Genomic DNA, 17,383 nt, shown 5'->3' with positions numbered 1-17,383 from the left:
TTAAAAGCTCTGGGTTGTTACATTTTCAAAACGTTTCAGTAAGACCGAAATTGCTTCCCAACCACAAGCCTTTTTTCGCTGATTTACCGCCGACTGACTTATATTCAATATTTTGGCTATCTCTGTTTCTTTCATTCCTTTTAAAAGAAAGTAAACCACTTCTGCTGAAGCCTGGCTCCATTTTTCCATTACCGCATCTAATAAAAATAAGCTTGCTTCAAATTCAGAGTTTAAGCTTTCCAGCGGTGTTTTTAAACGAATTTTCCGGGAATCGTTTTTCATCTCGTCTAAAGTTCTTCCCGATAACTGAAAAGCCTGCCCGTTAGATTCGGCTATAGAATCTCCTTTATAATCGAAAGCTCCAATTCCAATAGCAATTTTCACATCGGCCAAAGTACTTGAAGTTTTTTGATCTTTCGATTTTACCTTATTAATAAGGCTCTTAATTCGCAAAGCTATTTTTAATGAATCCTGATATTTTGAAATTACACCCTGAAAACTATCGCCGCGATAAATTTCAAAATCAATTTCATTTTTGGCATAATCCTGCTGCAATTTTTCAAATTCTGAATTTAGATTCTTTAAAATTTCATCTAAAAACGATTCTGAATAATTGGAAGAATTAATTAAATCGGCTGTGATTACGGCTATCATATTTCAAATATAATAAAAATATTAGTCTGTAAACTTATATTAACCAATTATAAGCTCATAGGCTTATATCAAATGATTATAAGCTTCTAGACTTATATGTAAATTAACCGGTCTTATTAAACTTTTGCTAAATGTTCTTGTAGCCTGTTTAGGTTAATTAATTTTAAAAAAATCAACAAAAAAAATAATATGGTAAGTAATAAAAAAGAACTCTATTTAAACTGTTTAGACGCTGTAAATGAGCAAATTGAACGTTATCAAAAGGAAATGGACCTTATAAAGGAATCTATGGAGGCCAACGATGTGAAAACAGATTATGACGAGGATAATAAAGGGGAATTATTAAGCGATTTCGAAAAAAATGCCAGTCGTTTGAGTGATGCCCGTGAGATGAAAGAAAGTTTAAGCCGCATAGATCCAGATCATTATAGCGAGAAAATTAGTTTTGGTAGCGTGGTGGAAACCAGTGGGAATTATTATTTTATTTCAGTCCCTATTGGTGAAATTTCTATGGAAGATGGAAGCAGCGTTTATGCAATTTCTACTGAAGCTCCAATTTACAAAGAAATGGAAGGAAAAAAAGAAGGTGATACCTTTAGTTTTAATGATGAGGAAGTGAAAATCACCGCAGTAGGTTAAGAACTTATTCCGGATATTCTACTCTTAGGTGAAAAATATTCTTAAGCTTACGTTTAAGGATCTTTTTCACCACTTGTATTTCTTTAAAAGTAATATTAGCATTTAAGAATTGCTCTTCCTTCATTTGCTTATCGATAATCTTTTCTACAAAACTATCTATCACTCCTGCAGTTGGTTCCTTTAAACTTTTACTGGCGGCTTCCACACTATCACACATCATTAATATTGCCGTTTCTTTGCTAAAAGGAATAGGCCCTGGGTACCTGAAATCATCGGCTACCGCGTTATCATTTTGCTCTTTCTCTTTCATATAAAAGAAGTAAACCGTGGTAGTGCCGTGATGCGTTCTAATAAAATCTATAACCCTATCTGGAAGATTATTTTTTTTAGCGATTTCAATACCGTTAATAACGTGATCGGTAATAATTTGCGCACTTTCTCTTGGCGCCAGCTCATCATGTGAATTCACCGCCGAAGTTTGATTTTCAGAAAAATATGTCGGGTTTTTCATTTTTCCAATATCGTGATATAGTGCTCCTACTCTAGTCAACATCGCATTCGCATTAATTTCATTGGCAGCAGCTTCAGCCAGGTTAGCTACATTTAAAGAGTGGTGAAATGTTCCCGGTGCTTTTTCTGAAAGCTCTTTCAGTAATTTTGAATTGGTATCGGAGAGTTCCAATAAAGACATATCTGACACCATTCCGAAGATCTTTTCATAAATATAGATCAAAGGCTGAACAAATAGCGTAGCCAATCCTCCAAGTAGGAAGGTTAGTAAAACTTCACCTTCAACATCGGCGATATTTCCTTCCTGAATAACGGTAAAAGCAAAGTATGAAATTATATAAACCAGGGTAATTTGCCCTACAGAAATAAAAAGGTTTGCTCTTTTATAAAGTTCAGAAACAGTTAGAATAGTGACAATTCCTGCGATAATTTGCAGAAACATATACTCGTAACTGTTAGGCACAATAAAGCCTAATAATAGTACCGTAATTACGTGAGTGAACATTCCTAAACGAGCATCAAAAAAGGCTTTTAAAGTAAGTGGTAAAATACACAAAGGCACTACATAAACGTAATCTATATTGAAATTAACTACCAGTGTGGTGAGTAAAACCATAAAGAGAATGTTGAAGAAGATAAATGTCACCTTCACATTATTCTCAAAAATTTCCTGCCGGTATTTTCTAATAAATAAGAGTAACATTAAAAGCGCCAGGGCCACTAATACACTATATCCAACTATAATCCATTTATAGTTACTTTCACTCCAAACCTGCGATTCATATTCGTTTTTAAGCGATCTAAGAATATTATATTTATTGCCTTCTACCACTTCTCCCCGGGCTATTACCCTACTTCCCTGCTCAATATTACCGCGGGTATAAGAAATGTTGTCTAATTTACTTTCAAGTTCTTTTTGGGTAAATTCGCTATCAAAACTTACGTTAGGTTCTATTAGGTTGAAGAACACTTCTAATAATTCGTTTTCTATATATGAAAGATTAGATTGCTCAATTTCGGTATTCAAAAAGCTTCTTACTTCATCCTGTTTAAGAATATTTTTATATGAGATTTCAAAAGCTTCATTTCCCTTTCGTAAATAAACAAGCTGGTTATCTTCTACGCGATTATTGGCCTGCAATAAACCAAATTCATAAACTTCTTCAAGAGTCTCATTTACAAAACCAATAATTTGTATTTCCCTATTGCTTAAAAGACTATCAGGGAATACTTCATATACCACATCGGGTACTTCAGCTTTAACCTGTTTTGGGATTTCCTGGTTATACTGGAAATAAGGAGTGTGATTATTTCGAATTTGCTGCCGTTCCTGCTGAATTTCTTCTTCAGATTTTAATATAGCGAAATCAAACGGCGCATAAAGATTTTCATACTGCCACGGCTTTCCTTTAGGAATTTCATATTTAAAATTTCCACCTCTGGGAAGCAGGTAAACAATTAGCACTGCCGTAAGCGCAAATAAAAATACCTTGTAAAATAACGCCTGATTCTTATACAGGTTATTTACGAATTTCTTCATATAAATCGTGCTATTGCTCAAATGTACTAAAAAATAGCGGCCAAAGGAGCACTCTTGTTAAGTTCCTTATAAAATCACTAAATTCGCAAAAGAAGAAATAACTAAAACATAAATGATGAATAACGAAGTTGTAATTGTAAGCGCCGCAAGGACTCCAATTGGAAGTTTCTTGGGTAGCTTATCTACCGTAGAAGCTACCGATCTTGGTGCTGTTGCCATCAAAGGAGCTCTAAATAAAATTAATTTAAAACCTGAACTTGTACAGGAAGTCTTAATGGGAAATGTAGTGCAGGCCGGTGTTGGCCAGGCACCTGCAAGACAAGCCGCTTTAAAAGCCGGGATTCCAGATACCGTTCCATGTACAACTGTAAATAAAGTATGCGCCAGCGGGATGAAAGCCGTAATGCAGGGCGCTCAATCTATTATGCTGGGACAAACTTCTATTGTTGTGGCCGGCGGAATGGAAAATATGAGTTTAATTCCGCATTATTTATACCATAGAAAAGGTCAAAAATTTGGACCTGCAAAAATGGAAGATGGAATGCAAAAGGATGGTTTGGTAGATGCTTACGACCATAATGCAATGGGTGTTTGCGCCGATCTTTGTGCTACCGAACATCAATTCTCCAGGGAAGATCAGGATGCATTTGCCATTAAATCTTACGAACGTTCTGCTCAAGCCTGGGCCGATGGAAAATTTGATAATGAAGTGGTACCGGTTGAAGTGCCACAGCGAAAAGGAGATCCTTTAGTGGTAAAAGAAGACGAGGAATTCAAGAATGTGAGAATGGATAAAATAACCTCACTTCGTCCCGCGTTTAGTAAAGACGGAACGGTAACTGCTGCAAATGCTTCTACAATTAACGATGGCGCTGGTGCCGTGGTTTTAATGAGCCGTGCCAAAGCTGAAGAATTAGGTGTAGAAATCCTGGCCAGCATTAAAGGTTTTGCTGATGCCGCACAAGAACCAAAATGGTTTACTACTGCTCCAGCCAAAGCTTTACCTTTAGCGCTTAAAAATGCAGGTGTTGCTCAAGATGAAATAGATTTCTTTGAATTCAACGAAGCTTTTTCTGTAGTTGGACTGGCTAATATGAAGATTTTGGGAATTAGCGACGAGATTACCAATGTTCATGGTGGTGCTGTTTCTCTTGGTCACCCACTGGGTTGTAGCGGAGTAAGAATTCTAATTACTTTACTAAATGTATTGCAGCAAAATAATGCTAAATTAGGTGCGGCCGCAATTTGTAATGGCGGTGGCGGTGCATCTGCAATGGTAATAGAGCGAAACTCTTAATTTTATATTTTTTATTGAATGCAATACGGAATTTGCCCCTTAAGCATTGTGCCACTTCGTGAAACCACATCTAATAATAGCGAAATGGTCTCTCAGGTTCTTTATGGAGAACATTTTAAAATACTTGAAGAACGTGCTCAATGGAGCAGGATTCGTGTTGCATTCGATAATTTTGAGGCCTGGATCTCAAATAAACAATTACTTAAAATACCGGAAGAAACTTATTTCCAGTTAGACCAGACTACTCCAAAATATTCTGCAGATCTTTTTGATTTCGTGACCGATCATAACGGGCATCTTATTACTATCCCTATTGGCGCGTCCCTTAATGCTACTGGTTTATTAAACCATCATTTTGAAGGACATTCAGTTACAGGGGAGAAACCTAAAATGGAAATTGTAAAAACTGCACTGCTCTATTTAAACAGTCCGTATGCCTGGGGCGGGAAATCGCCGCTGGGAATTGATTGCAGCGGACTTACACAAATGGTCTACAAGTTAAACGGCTACCAATTAAATAGAAATTCAGCTGATCAGGCTAAACAAGGCGAACCGCTTAGTTTTATTGAAGAAAGTGAAGCTGGAGATCTGGCCTTTTTTGATGATAAAGAAGGAATAATAGATCACGTGGGTATTATGATGAACGATAATTATATTATTCATGTAGATGGAAAAGTTCGTATTGATCGTATTGATCATTCAGGAATTTTTAATGCTGAACTAAAAAGACATACTCATCAATTAAGGGTTATAAAGAAGATTATTTAAGCTTACTACTTAGAAATATTGGTTAATAGTATCGTTCAATATTAGTAGTGTCAATCATATATCCTCCTAATTCCTTATAACTTTCCAGAAAAGTCTTAAAATAAGATTTAATCTCGGGACTTGCATCTTTATGTATATGGTCCAGAATTAATTCCTTTGATTTACCATCCTTTTCAATATATAAGTAATAATCTACATCAGCCCAGGATTGAACGATAAGCTCTTCTGATTCATCCTGTCCCTGGTTCAGTAAACTTGATGGTACCTCAAAAAGCCTCTTAGCTGCATTAAATTTTCCCTCATTCATTTTCTCTTCAAAAGTAGTATTTGACCAATCCCCATACTCATCCGAAGTATTGTCAGCATCTTTATATAATCCTTTGCTATTAATTAGATACAAATCTCTGCAGTCTCCACCGCACATACCATAAACGCCACCAAAAATTACTTTATCGGCTTGTAAAATTTCTTGTTGAATTGAATCATCATTTTTAGAACATGCTACAACTGATATTAAACTAAGCAGGATTAAAGTATATTTTTTCATAATAGTTGTTTCTAAGTAGATGTACTAAACCCAAAAAGGTTGCGTATAAATAAGCAATAATTGTCAAAATATACTCTGTCATTCATTTAAAAAATTAGTTTTCACATCTATCTGAAATCGTGAAAAAGCTTTGGTTTCCTGCTTTCTCTGGGAAATTTTAGCTGTTCAATTTTTTCTACTGAGGTTTTTTTTAAGCTAACTTTCACTTTTAGTCCCGCTTGCAAATGCTCCTGAAGCTTATTAATTTCAGCAAAATCATTAGGAATCCTTATCAGGATTTCATCGGTTTGATTTTCATTTAAACTTGCTTCAATAACAAATATTTTCAGGGATTGAAAAGCCGTAAGTAAATTGATGATTTGCTGCGGATAAAGGGTAGTTCCTTTCAATTTTATCATTTGCTTTTTACGCCCAACAGGTGTGCTAATTCTCATTGACTTTCTATCACAATCGCAATTTTGGCCGTAAAATTTTACCATATCCCCGGTTGCAAATCTCACTAACGGCATTGTTTGGGTTTGTAAAGGCGTCACCACTAATTCCCCAATTTTACCGGATTCTACCGGGTTTTGATTTTCATCTAAAACTTCCGAAAAGATCAAATCGGGTAAGCTATGATTGCCCTTATGATATTCACACTCGGTAAAAGCGGTTCCCATTTCGGTACTGGCGTAGGTAGAAAATAATTCTATATCCCATAAATTCTTGATTTTTTGTCCTAAAGAATTCAGACTGAAATCTGGATTTCGCAAAGGTTCCCCAATACAAACGGCAGTTTTAATGGAAGAGTTTTTATAATCGATTCCGTTTTCAATAGCAAAATCGATCATTTTCAGCAGAAATGAAGGAACTGCAACCAAAAAATCAGGTTGAAATCGCTGTATAGATTCCCACTGTAAACCGGGTAAGCCGCTTCCGGTTCTTACAATCCCAGCGCCCAGTTTTCGTAATCCCAGGAAGTAAGCCATCCCGGCCATAAACCTGCGATCCAAAGTCGTAGTAAGTTGCACCACGCTAGACTTCCTGACTCCTACCATTTCAAAAGACAGTCGTTCATTTTCTGCCAGCCGATCCAAGTCGGTGTCATTTAAGGCAAAACTAACCGGATTCCCTAACGTCCCTGAAGTAGTTACATAATCTATAATTTCATCCTTTCTAACCGCAATAAATTCCTCGTTATAATTCTGCAAATCCTCTTTAGTAGTAATCGGGATCTTTCTGAATTCTTCATGAGACTGAATTGCGTCAATATCAATTTTACAATCTGCAAAACGCTTTTTATAAAATGGTGAATTCGCCAAAGCATAATTTAGCTGTTTTTTCAGCAATTCCTCATTCTTATTTATATCAAGGTAATTTGTCATTTTAGATTTTGCGGTAAGATTTTTTAATCATTTTTTCTAAGTATTGCTCGTCTGGTAAAGTGGTCACTTCCCTCCTTTTTGCCTGCTTATAATTGATCACCGCTTTTTTAAACTCTTTTTGCTGAAAATAGTAATCGCCGGCAATTTTATAAACTTCCCAGAAATAAGGATTTAAATACTTTAATCGCTTAATTTTTTCTTCTGAAACCTTCTTTTCTTTAGAAAGTGCTTCAGTAATCTCAGCACTTAATTTTCGGTAATTCTCGTAATCTTTATGAGCTTCAGTATTTACAAAAGGATCTTCAGCAATGGTTTCCTGAGCTTGCAAAACACTCCCCGAAACATTTCCGGCTTCAAACTTTTTAAATGCAGTATCCAGGTCGTAAGCTACAAAAGCACCAAGTTGATAAGGATTTGCTGACACCCAAACTTTTCTTTCTTCAGGTTTAAAAATAATGCCGTGGTGAGCAAGCAGTTGATTTATCGCCATTTCATTTCCCATCCCCAGCTTAGCACCTTTTAATCCCGCTTTGTTCCTTAATATTTCAGCAGCTTTTTTCGGATTTAATTTCTCTTTCTCAGAAAGCAATTCCTGCATTTTATCAAATCTATATTGGGTATGACTTTCCTCAATGGCCTTTAAGTTTCGGTGATCTTCCGCATAAGCTTCACTTTGAAAATGGTTGCTGCAAATTAATTTATTAGAATTTTCAACTTCAAAAACTCCAAAATTCCCGGGCGCCACTTCAATTAAGATCGCTTTGCTCTCTGAAGCGCTACCGACCATAATAGATTCCGAAACAAAAACTTCACGCTTCTTAGCGATCTCTATAGCTTCTGCAGTTGAAGAGGCATATTGCAAGATCTCACGTGCAACCAAACTAATTGGAGTTTTCGCCTGTATTGGGATTTTACTTTTTCCGGCATTTATGGTTACGCTGATGCCCTTTTCATTTAAACCGCTCACCGAACCAATCATCCCGGCCCAGGTGTACATCATAAACTTATGCCCTTTATCGGGATTTACGAAGGCTGCAATTTTTTCTTCAGCAAACTCATCGCCCGCATAAAAATCGAAGTTCCTGCCCAATAGTAATTGCCCATCTTCTGTTTTATCATCCCAGGCAGCAAAAGAAGTACAACCCACCAGCATTAGATCCTGCAAGGCGTGACCAATATCGTGTGCTCCATGAAAATAAAGCATTCTAACGTATGCCGGAGCGAATTCATTATACTTTTCTAATCCAAATAGTGAAGTGCCGTAAATTTCCTGCTTATACTCTTCCGGTACGTGCAAATACATTTTACGGTTAAACCAGGCCACGGTTTTTTTAAGAAAGTTACGGTATCCGGTGCCGGGAACGAGTTCATAGATCTTATCCATAAAAGCAGTTTCCTGCTTGTGCATCAACTCCCGGGTTAAGCTTCCGCTTATTACACCGCGCTCCAAGGCATCTCCTTCAATATATAATTCCCAAATGCCATATTTATTTTTATACAATGAATTTTTGCCAATCTTAAAATGAGTATCACTGAGCTTAGTTCTAGTAGTATCTATATCTTCTATTCCGGAAATATCGGGACGATCCTGCATAGAGCGCTTTATTCCACAGGAATTTAGGAGAAATAGGACTCCAATAAAAACTGATATTTTTATAAAAAATAATTTCACTTAATCCATTCTTTTTAAAACCAGGATATCATTTTGACGATAAGCGATTTCAAAGTTATCGTCTATTAACCACCTGCTCTCGTACTCCGAAGTTAAAATAATTACTTTATCAGCATTTTTCTTTATGGCATCTTTTAGGCTTTCAGCAATTGTTGCTTCCGGCTTTTTAGCAATTATAAGTACGGAAATATCATTAAATTCTAATGGAAATTCTTTCTGAAATTGCAAATTTTCAGAATTGGCGCTGAAAGTATTTTTTGAAATCTCTAAATTTTCTTCATTGGGATCAAAAACCGTAAAATGAGCATTTTGATTTTTCAGAAATAAGAACACCGGTAAAAGTCCTAAATAGGTGTTCTGTAAAAACACTTTTTCATTTGGTTCTATAAATCTAGAAATTACTAGAAACCGTTCCCTGTCACTGGAAAATTCCTTTTTTGCTTTTTTATAAACAGATTTATATCGATAATTTGATAAAACTTTCTGCTGGAAATATAGTTTTTCTTTTACCCCTTTTCTTTTAAAAAAAGAAATGAAACTGAAAGCTGGCTTTCCATTTCTTTTGCTATTAAAGAACAAGATCTGGAAGATTTTTGTTTGTAGTACGAATGCTACGATCATCGCTGTTAGCACCCCAATAACTGAAACTATGGAAACCGATTGTAACGCGGGATGTTTGGCGAAAACAAGCGCACCAATTCCCAGTAAAGTAGTTAAAACCGATAATAAAATAGAGGCTTGATAGGTTTTTAAAGCCGGTTTACCGATCTCGTATTCCTTAAGGCAGGCATTGGTAATAAAAATGCTGTAATCTAAGCCCAGGCCAAAAATAAAGGTGGAAATAATAATATTAAGAACATTAAATTGGATGCTGAAAATTGCCATAATCCCCAGCGCAATAATCCAGGTGATAGCAATAGGTAAAAGCGTAAGTAGACTTAGCAATAACCTACGGTAGAACAACAATAAAACAAAGAAAACCGCAAGGACTGAAAATAAGATAAGTCGGTTAAATTCGTTTTTTAAATTCCCAAGAAAGTCCTGGTTCATTTGTTTTCTATCTATTGCAATAATGTTTTTATCTTTTTCCAGCTTCTTTAATACATCAGGTTGCACTTCGTCAAAATTAACGGTACTGGTTACGGTAGCAAACCCCGGACTTCTATTTATAAAATCATCTAAATAAAGGGTATTAACATTGCGATAATCGTCAAGGAAAATTCCGCTGAAATCTTTGTTTAATTGCTCATAAAATCGGGTAAAACTTTTTTCCTTAAAACCAAGCTTAGCCGATTCCTCTAGCAGATTTTCTTTTAGAATTTCCTTTTTAGATTGGGTCCAGAAATCTTCCCAATTTTCGATTTTTTTATTCTGGGTTTGGGTAGAAAGCACTACTCCACCAATGCTACTAAAGCTTTTAACCTTATTTTCATTCTTCAATAGCCGTAATTCCTGGTATAACTCGTTGTTTTGCTCGAGGGCTTCTTCAATATCTTTTCCGTAGGAAACCACGTAAGTAGTGTTGGCGGCTTTTCCGGAGATATTCTTAATATTTTCCTCAGCTTGTTTTATATGTTCAGGTTCATAATTAAGCTGAGAAAGATCTTCATTGAATTTAACTGAATTGAAAAAGAAAATCCCGCCTATAAATAGTAAGATCACTCCACCAACAAGAATCTTATTCTGATAAAACCGTTTTGCAGCAATTTTATCTAACCAATTAGATTTTATTGTTTTGGAATCTTTTGGTGCTCTATAAAACTGCGGAATTAAAATTAGTGCAAAAACTGAAGCAGTCGTAACACTAACAGCAGCAAAAATTCCCAAATCGTTTAGAGCTTCACTTTTGAGAAATAAAAGGCATAAAAAAGCGATGGCCGTGGTAAAACTGCTCATTAAAATAGGTTTGACCACATCCTTATACAGCGATTCTACATTAGCATTATTCCTGAAATGAGTAAGAATATGCAGAGCGTAATCCAGACTAATGCCTAAGAGAATAGCACCAATTCCCAAAGAAATAGCTGAAACCGAAGATTTTGTAATATATAAAATGCTAATTGCCATTAAAGCGCCGAAAACACTTGGAATAAAAAGCAATAGAGGAACGTAGAACTTTCGGTAAAAGAAGATTAGTAAAATAAACAGAATACTAAAAGCAATACTTAAGGTTATTTGAATATCCTTTTTAATCTGATTTGCATTTGCAATTGCATATAAAACCCCGCCAAAATACTGTGCAGTAACCTTTGAATTTTGATTTAAACCCGAAACAATTTGCTCCAATTCATTGATAAAAATCTCATTGTTTTTAGTTTCTGAAGAGGAATACTTAGGCGTGATGAACAATAGTAAATGTTGTTCATCTTTAGAGATTAAATAGTTGTTATAGATCTGAAAGTTATCATCAACCTGTAATTCCCGAAGCTTCTGTAAGCCCAGATTGGTTATAGAAAGAGGATCTTTAAAAATGAATTGCTTTGTAACAAAGCCGGTGGGAGAAACCAGGTTTTTATACGATTTCTCCAGGCGATTTTGGATGCTATCAACTGTAAGCCGCTGCTCTATTTCAGTGTAATCTCTTTCATTTAGAAATAAAGGTAAGTTTTGGTACACAAAATCGTAAACTTCCAGAATTCCTTCTTCAGGTACTTTCCCCTGAATTTTAGTAAAATATTCCGGTATTTTGCTATGAAGGGAATCGGTTAATTGATTTGCATATTGGGTAAGTGCTTCGGGATCTTTTTCTTCTGAAGAAATAGCGATAATGAGTTTATCTGAAAACTCGGTATGATCCAGAACTTTCCTCAAAACATCCTGTTTCTCTCCAGTTGGAATCAGTTTGGTGACATCTTCTTCTAACTGAATTTTAGTAGCAAAATATCCACCGGTAACTACAAACAGTGCAAGCAACAAAAAACCAACTGCTTTCTGTTTTCGGAAAAAATAATAAAGCCTGAGAAAAAGAGTGTGCATTTAAGGTTTTACCACCTGTTTTTGGTTTGTCACCGAAAATAAGAAATAAAAGACAATCCACAGCAGTAGGGCTGCAATTCCTGCGAGGGCAAAACTTCCAATTATATATTGCCAAAGCCCAAGGAAAATATCGGCAGTAGAATCAAAATCTTCCGGTCTTAATTCCCAGGCTAAACCGCGACCGGTAAGCAAAGAACCCGCCTGGTAACTCGCATAAATTATAAATGGAATAAGTGGCGGAATACTAATATTACTAAAGAGAAATGCTACTACTTTGTTGAGTTTAAATAAAGCTGCAAGACTAAACACCAAAAGAGTATGCAGCCCCCAAAACGGTAAAATACCTACAAACACTCCAAGTGCGATTGCCGCCGCCTTTTTATGCGCAGGCTCCTGACTTTTAATTATATTTTCTTTCCAAAAACGTTTGTAACCCTTCTTCCTAAAATCCTGATAAGTATCGCGAGGATGGATATAGAAAAAACTTACCAAAACAAACCAAATATAAAGTATGGTTATCCTGGTAATGTCCCAAAAAGGTCTAAAATGCGTCACCCGGTTTTCTTCATAAAAAACCTTAATAGGTACGTTTCTAACCTTTACTTTTCTCCAGGCAGACTTTACAATAATTTCAATTTCCAACTCAAATTTATTGGTATAAAGTCTTATTTGATTCACCACTTTTAAGGGATAAAGCCTGTAGCCACTTTGCGTATCAGTAAGTTGGGTGCCGGTAACCACTAAAAACCAAAAATTAGAAAATTTATTTCCAGTGGTACTTTTTCCCGGAATCCCATCCTGGCCCATATTACGGTCTCCTACGAGTAAAATCTCAGAATCGTCACTTTTTTCTTCTAAATGCGTAAGAAAAATATCCAGATCATCGGGATAGTGTTGGCCATCTGAATCTATAGTAATAGCATATTCATATCCCAGGTCTTCAGCTAGCTTAAATCCATGTTTTAAAGCCTCACCCTTACCTTTATTTTCTTCGAAGTGATGAATGTCTATTTCGTGAAAATCTTTGAGAATTGTTTCGGTAGCGTCTGTAGAACCATCATTAATTACCAAAAGATTAGACGTGTATAACAGTAAATCCTGCAAAACACTGCCCAGAGTCTTTTCGTTGTTGTAGGTAGGAATGAGAATACAACAATTTAAAGCTTCAAATCTGGATTGATATATTGGTTTTTGGTTCAAATTAAAATGGCTTTAACTGCAAAAGTATAATTAAAAAGCAGAGCACAATATGTTAAACGACTAAGATTCTAATTTTTTATAAAAAGAATTGATTTTCAACGATATACCTTCCGAATTTCGTGCAATTCCTTTAAGTTTTATTTCTCCGTTTAATTCTTCAATTTCAGATTCCAGATTTAATACAGCATTTTTATTAGGGTCTACTACTGCCATAAATTTTACATTAGAACCTTTTTTGAACTGAAGTTTACAATCACACCTACGCTCCGCCTCTTCTTTAAATAAGTGCATTAAAATTACACCAGGAGTTACCGGCCTGCCGGGAAAATGCCCTTCGTAAATAGCGTGATCTTTATTAATTTGAAGTTTTGTAAAATATTTCCCCTCTTCCCTGGAAGAATTCAATACCGAATAAAAATCCTTTAATAACATATTGGTTGGTTGTTGATGTCTTACTCGATAATCGAGATTAAATGATTCGTGAGGAAGTATCGGGGTGCATCGAAATTAAACTATCTTTTCCAATAACAATGCTCCCCTAGCTTGCTCCGAAGTTTTTTACTAATTTAAACAGAAAATTCAGGATTTTTAGCCTTTAAAGTAAGTTTTAAGGCTGAAATACAGAAGACGGAATATCTTTATTCCACTGGATTTCGCTAAACTCAATAACTGTAGCATCGCCTGACTCTTCGATCAAACTTACTTTTTCCACTAAATTTTCAGTATTAAATTGCATTTGAATTTCTGAAAACATTTGACTTAAATGCTCATCCTTAGGAATAATAACCGCTATTATATTATCATTCTCTTTAAAATATGAAATATCAAAGTTCTCATTATCCTGAAGTAGTTTACCATTCACGCTTCCGATTATTAAGTTAGCGATTTTGCCAAAAAGTTTACTGGAAGCAGTATTCCTAACACTTTTATCCCCGGCGTCATTAATGTGTAATTTACCTTCTATAAAAAGTATTATATAATCTTGTGGTTCGGTATATTTCCATTTTAGCTTTCCAGGATTTTGATAGTATATTTTCCCGCGGCTCACAGTTTCGTTTGCAATCATCTCCATACTCTTGGTCTGCATAAAATTGGCTTGTAAAGTTTCAAGCTCGTTTGCTTTAGCCGTCATTTTTTCCTGGAATTGTGCAACTTCTTTTTTAGAAAGTTCTTGCTGGGCAGCCAGGTTAAGGCTAAAAAAGAAAAGTAAGAGACTAAGAATACGCATTGATTTCCAGTAATTTATCGGGTCTTACGACCTCGTAATGATTATTTTTCAAAAATAACAACAACTGTTCCAGTATGTTGACGGTTTTAGCATTATTATCGTGCAAAAGAATTACCGCACCTGGTTTTATTCTTTTCTTAATTCTATTTAAAATAATTTCTTCTGAAGAAACTACGGCATCAAAAGAACGGATGCTCCAGCCTACAGATTTTAAGCCGGTCCTTTCAAGTGCCTTTTGTGTTTTTGGACTTACTATTCCGAAAGGTGGTCTAAATAGCTTTAGCTTTATTCCTGCGGTTTCTTCGGCAATTCTATTACATTCTTCAATTTCCCAAATAATCCTGGAAACACTTAGAGCGCCCATTTTTCTGGTATGAGTGTAAGTGTGATTACCTACAAGATGATCTTTTTGAATAATTTCTTTAAAGATCTCTGGATATTTTTCAATCCTTTCTCCAATGCAAAAAAAGCCGGCCTTTGCATTATACTTATCCAAAACTTTAAGTACTTCCAATGTGTTTTCCACCGGGCCATCGTCAAAAGTTATGGCGATATGGTTTTCCTTGATCTTTCGATTTTCGCTAAAAGATTTTACGAAAAAATTAAAACGCACATTGGTAGCAACTATTAGTAGAAAAAAAATGTAAAAAACTATAAAAGCCAGCACATAAATAAACGAGGCGAGCTCAAAAAAGGCTAATACCAATCCTGCAGCCAGCAAGAGAATGATAATCGTGTTTATAATTCTAAACTGCACTTAGTAAAATTAAACTGTGATCCCTTCCAAGATACTGATTGTAAATTAAAATGTTCTTCAATTCTTTTGGGGTTGAAGTATTTAGGTTCATTATAGAAGGAATTCTGCGGTTTTTTAAAATTTTACACGCTGAGTAAAGTGCAAAGCCCGAAACCGTATCATAATCTCCTACCAAATGTTTATAAGCTAATTGGGCGGTATTTTTAAAAAGATTTTGCTGCAGATTCTTATAATAATGGTCATACCTATTATCGCCGTTATTCCCTAAAATCACTACATCTATTGCAGCAGCATTTATAGTGTTCCTATTCAGGAAAATTTCAACTTCATCATTAATTTTCTCCGGCTGAATGGAATTTTGTATAGAAACGTCTCTAAATTCAGCATATGAATTATTGTTTTTTTCTGTTGAAAGTGTGAAAAAATGTGAGCCTTCAGAAGTGATTGTACCAGGGGAATCTTCCTTCAATAAATCCAGGTTATGAATATCAATAGATTTTAATTGCCCATCCAGCGCTCTAAACTGAGTTATTTTTTCTGAAAGCTCATCTACGCCTCCAACCAAAACAGATTTCTTTTTTGAAGTTTCTAAAAGTTGCATTTCGGCATCTAACAAAGTACTTTCTAAAGAAGCTGAATTTTGTGTATAAGTGACATTGTAATTTTTACAGCCTAAATTTAAAGCAATTTGCCCTCCAATAGTGTTATGCGTAGATTGTATAAATGAAGTTGGCGATAACAATTCTTCGTCCTGGTCTATTAAATTTTCCAGAAATCTCTCGGTATCCTGTTTGCAACCTTCGCCGGTGCCGGTGATAATGGCATCTGGATTTTCAATTTTCACTTCATTTAAAGCTACTTTTGCCGAAGTAATTCCCATTTTTATAGCTTTAGACATTCGCCTTAAAGCCATTGGTTTTATAAACTCCTTATAATTTGGTGAAATTGCCGGGAAAATGGTTTTGTGATAGGAAACCGGATTCTCCTCAAAATCTAAATTTTGCGCAGAAATACTACTAATCCCGTTAATGTAAATTTTAGGCTTCATCTCTAGCGAAAATTAAGGAGGTGCAATTACCGCCGAATCCGAAGGAATTTGATAAAATAAAATTCAATTTCTTTTCTTTTAATTCGGTAACCGGCTCCAATCCTGTTTCACTCATTTCCCGGGAGAAATTGAGATTTGGAAACATTTGCTGCTTGTTTAAGCTTATCAAGCTATAAACCGCTTCTAAAGCACCTGCAGCCGCCAGGCTATGTCCGGTAAAAGCCTTCGTAGAACTAAAATGGGGAACATTCTCACCAAAAAGTCTTCGTATTGCTCTGCTTTCCGAAAGGTCATTATTTTTAGTAGCAGTACCGTGGGCGTTGATATAATCAATTTTTCCTGAATTAATTTCTGCAATTTTTAGCGCTTCCTGCATCGCTAAAAAGGCGCCTTCCCCATTTTCTGAAGAAGCAGTTTGGTGAAACGCATCATTCGCATTTCCATATCCCATAATTCTTCCTAAAACAGTTTTTCCTTTTAATTCTTCTTCGGCTTCTAAAACCAGATAAGCGGCTCCTTCTCCTAAATTTAGTCCACTGCGGTTTTCATCAAAAGACCGGCAATGTTGATCTGACAGGATCATTAATGAATTAAATCCGTTCAGCGTGAACTTGGTAAGACAGTCTGTTCCGCCAACAATAACGCGTTTTAGCTTTCCCGCTTTAATCATTCTGGCACCCATCATAATTGCGTTTGCTCCAGAGGAACAGGCGGTACTAATTGTGCTAACAAATCCCGTAATACCGAAATGTTCGGCTATTTTTTCCGTAGTAAATCCGGGATGCTGAGAACGAATAAAACGATTGTTCTTAGTTTTACCTTCTGTAAATTCTTTAAAATGATTTTCAGTCGCATCAATGCCTCCCACACTGGTTCCCGAGATAAAACCGGTTTCAGTATCAATTTTAATCTTTGACTGCTCCAGGGCTTCCTTTACTGCTATACTGCCAAGTAAAGCAGTACGGGTAAAACTATGATCTTGAGGTAGCTTTAAGGCTTCGGCAAGTGATTTGTTCGAAATTTTAATTTCCCCAACCGGGATATTTTTATGGGTGGTTTTAAGAATTTCAGGAAAACTAATTCCGCTTTCCTTAGACAAGAGCGATCTATAATTGGCCTCGGTATTTTTGCCAATAGCAGAAATAATTCCCATTCCGGTTACGGCAACACCTCTATTCATAGT

At 35.7% G+C, this 17,383-nt stretch carries 15 protein-coding genes; 3 read left to right on the top strand and 12 right to left on the bottom strand.

All coding sequences use genetic code 11. The annotated features are described in order from the left end of the window. A complete protein-coding gene (locus tag APB85_RS09555; RefSeq protein WP_057483136.1) occupies window positions 1-654 on the bottom strand; it encodes a hypothetical protein in 654 nt (217 codons plus the stop codon). Between the two features lie 189 nt (window positions 655-843). On the opposite strand from APB85_RS09555, the gene APB85_RS09550 reads away from it, so the two are divergent. After that, entirely contained in the window at window positions 844-1,293 is a 450-nt protein-coding gene (locus tag APB85_RS09550) for a hypothetical protein (RefSeq protein ID WP_057483135.1), read from the top strand. A 4-nt stretch (window positions 1,294-1,297) separates the two neighbouring features. On the opposite strand, the gene APB85_RS09545 is transcribed toward APB85_RS09550, so the two are convergent. After that, on the bottom strand, window positions 1,298-3,343 hold the full coding sequence (locus APB85_RS09545; RefSeq protein ID WP_057483134.1) for an HD family phosphohydrolase: 2,046 nt from the start codon (window positions 3,341-3,343) through the stop codon (window positions 1,298-1,300). Window positions 3,344-3,458: 115 nt separating this feature from the next. Here APB85_RS09545 and APB85_RS09540 point away from each other — a divergent pair, with 115 nt between their 5' ends. Together APB85_RS09540 and APB85_RS09535 are read left to right on the top strand one after the other, a co-directional pair. Further along, complete coding sequence (locus tag APB85_RS09540; protein WP_057483133.1) at window positions 3,459-4,640, top strand: acetyl-CoA C-acyltransferase; 1,182 nt, start codon at window positions 3,459-3,461, stop codon at window positions 4,638-4,640. Between the two features lie 18 nt (window positions 4,641-4,658). Continuing rightward, on the top strand, window positions 4,659-5,408 hold the full coding sequence (locus tag APB85_RS09535) for a C40 family peptidase (protein ID WP_057483132.1): 750 nt from the start codon (window positions 4,659-4,661) through the stop codon (window positions 5,406-5,408). 22 nt (window positions 5,409-5,430) lie between these two features. On the opposite strand, the gene APB85_RS09530 is transcribed toward APB85_RS09535, so the two are convergent. From APB85_RS09530 to APB85_RS09485, 10 genes are all read right to left on the bottom strand, one after another. Then, on the bottom strand, window positions 5,431-5,955 hold the full coding sequence (locus tag APB85_RS09530) for a hypothetical protein (RefSeq protein WP_057483131.1): 525 nt from the start codon (window positions 5,953-5,955) through the stop codon (window positions 5,431-5,433). Between the two features lie 107 nt (window positions 5,956-6,062). Next, entirely contained in the window at window positions 6,063-7,319 is a 1,257-nt protein-coding gene (locus tag APB85_RS09525; protein WP_057483130.1) for a phenylacetate--CoA ligase family protein, read from the bottom strand. Window position 7,320: 1 nt separating this feature from the next. Further along, entirely contained in the window at window positions 7,321-8,991 is a 1,671-nt protein-coding gene (locus tag APB85_RS09520; protein WP_057483129.1) for a C45 family autoproteolytic acyltransferase/hydolase, read from the bottom strand. Beyond that, window positions 8,992-11,967, bottom strand: coding sequence for an MMPL family transporter (locus APB85_RS09515; protein ID WP_057483128.1), 2,976 nt, complete (start codon window positions 11,965-11,967; stop codon window positions 8,992-8,994). Continuing rightward, window positions 11,968-13,167: a DUF2062 domain-containing protein gene (locus tag APB85_RS09510; protein ID WP_057483127.1), complete on the bottom strand. Its 1,200-nt coding sequence runs from the start codon at window positions 13,165-13,167 to the stop codon at window positions 11,968-11,970. It lies immediately after the preceding gene. A 60-nt stretch (window positions 13,168-13,227) separates the two neighbouring features. Further along, the gene (locus APB85_RS09505; RefSeq protein ID WP_057483126.1) at window positions 13,228-13,599 is read right to left on the bottom strand and encodes a hotdog family protein; all 372 of its coding nucleotides are present in this window, start codon (window positions 13,597-13,599) and stop codon (window positions 13,228-13,230) included. Between the two features lie 175 nt (window positions 13,600-13,774). Then, complete coding sequence (locus APB85_RS09500) at window positions 13,775-14,395, bottom strand: LolA family protein (RefSeq protein ID WP_057483125.1); 621 nt, start codon at window positions 14,393-14,395, stop codon at window positions 13,775-13,777. Further along, window positions 14,382-15,152, bottom strand: a complete 771-nt coding sequence (locus APB85_RS09495; RefSeq protein ID WP_057483124.1) for a polysaccharide deacetylase family protein — start codon at window positions 15,150-15,152, stop codon at window positions 14,382-14,384. Before APB85_RS09495 ends, APB85_RS09500 begins: the two co-directional genes overlap by 14 nt. Next, window positions 15,142-16,200, bottom strand: a complete 1,059-nt coding sequence (locus APB85_RS09490) for a beta-ketoacyl synthase chain length factor (protein WP_057483123.1) — start codon at window positions 16,198-16,200, stop codon at window positions 15,142-15,144. The genes APB85_RS09495 and APB85_RS09490 overlap by 11 nt, the downstream gene beginning before the upstream one ends. After that, window positions 16,190-17,380, bottom strand: coding sequence for a beta-ketoacyl-[acyl-carrier-protein] synthase family protein (locus APB85_RS09485; protein WP_057483122.1), 1,191 nt, complete (start codon window positions 17,378-17,380; stop codon window positions 16,190-16,192). The genes APB85_RS09490 and APB85_RS09485 overlap by 11 nt, the downstream gene beginning before the upstream one ends. Window positions 17,381-17,383 lie beyond the last annotated feature (3 nt).

Source organism: Salegentibacter mishustinae (assembly GCF_002900095.1).
In the GTDB taxonomy this organism is placed as follows: Bacteria; Bacteroidota; Bacteroidia; order Flavobacteriales; family Flavobacteriaceae; genus Salegentibacter; species Salegentibacter mishustinae.
Note: the sequence above shows the minus strand (reverse complement) of the source record. Positions and strands in the feature narration are given on the sequence as shown.

Bases quoted from the DNA above. Each gene is read 5' to 3' on its own strand.
- APB85_RS09555 (WP_057483136.1), bottom strand. From the start codon at position 654: ATGATAGCCGTAATCACAGCCGATTTAATTAATTCTTCCAATTATTCA.
- APB85_RS09550 (WP_057483135.1), top strand. From the start codon at position 844: ATGGTAAGTAATAAAAAAGAACTCTATTTAAACTGTTTAGACGCTGTA.
- APB85_RS09545 (WP_057483134.1), bottom strand. From the start codon at position 3,343: ATGAAGAAATTCGTAAATAACCTGTATAAGAATCAGGCGTTATTTTAC.
- APB85_RS09540 (WP_057483133.1), top strand. From the start codon at position 3,459: ATGAATAACGAAGTTGTAATTGTAAGCGCCGCAAGGACTCCAATTGGA.
- APB85_RS09535 (WP_057483132.1), top strand. From the start codon at position 4,659: ATGCAATACGGAATTTGCCCCTTAAGCATTGTGCCACTTCGTGAAACC.
- APB85_RS09530 (WP_057483131.1), bottom strand. From the start codon at position 5,955: ATGAAAAAATATACTTTAATCCTGCTTAGTTTAATATCAGTTGTAGCA.
- APB85_RS09525 (WP_057483130.1), bottom strand. From the start codon at position 7,319: ATGACAAATTACCTTGATATAAATAAGAATGAGGAATTGCTGAAAAAA.
- APB85_RS09515 (WP_057483128.1), bottom strand. From the start codon at position 11,967: ATGCACACTCTTTTTCTCAGGCTTTATTATTTTTTCCGAAAACAGAAA.
- APB85_RS09505 (WP_057483126.1), bottom strand. From the start codon at position 13,599: ATGTTATTAAAGGATTTTTATTCGGTATTGAATTCTTCCAGGGAAGAG.
- APB85_RS09500 (WP_057483125.1), bottom strand. From the start codon at position 14,395: ATGCGTATTCTTAGTCTCTTACTTTTCTTTTTTAGCCTTAACCTGGCT.
- APB85_RS09490 (WP_057483123.1), bottom strand. From the start codon at position 16,200: ATGAAGCCTAAAATTTACATTAACGGGATTAGTAGTATTTCTGCGCAA.
- APB85_RS09485 (WP_057483122.1), bottom strand. From the start codon at position 17,380: ATGAATAGAGGTGTTGCCGTAACCGGAATGGGAATTATTTCTGCTATT.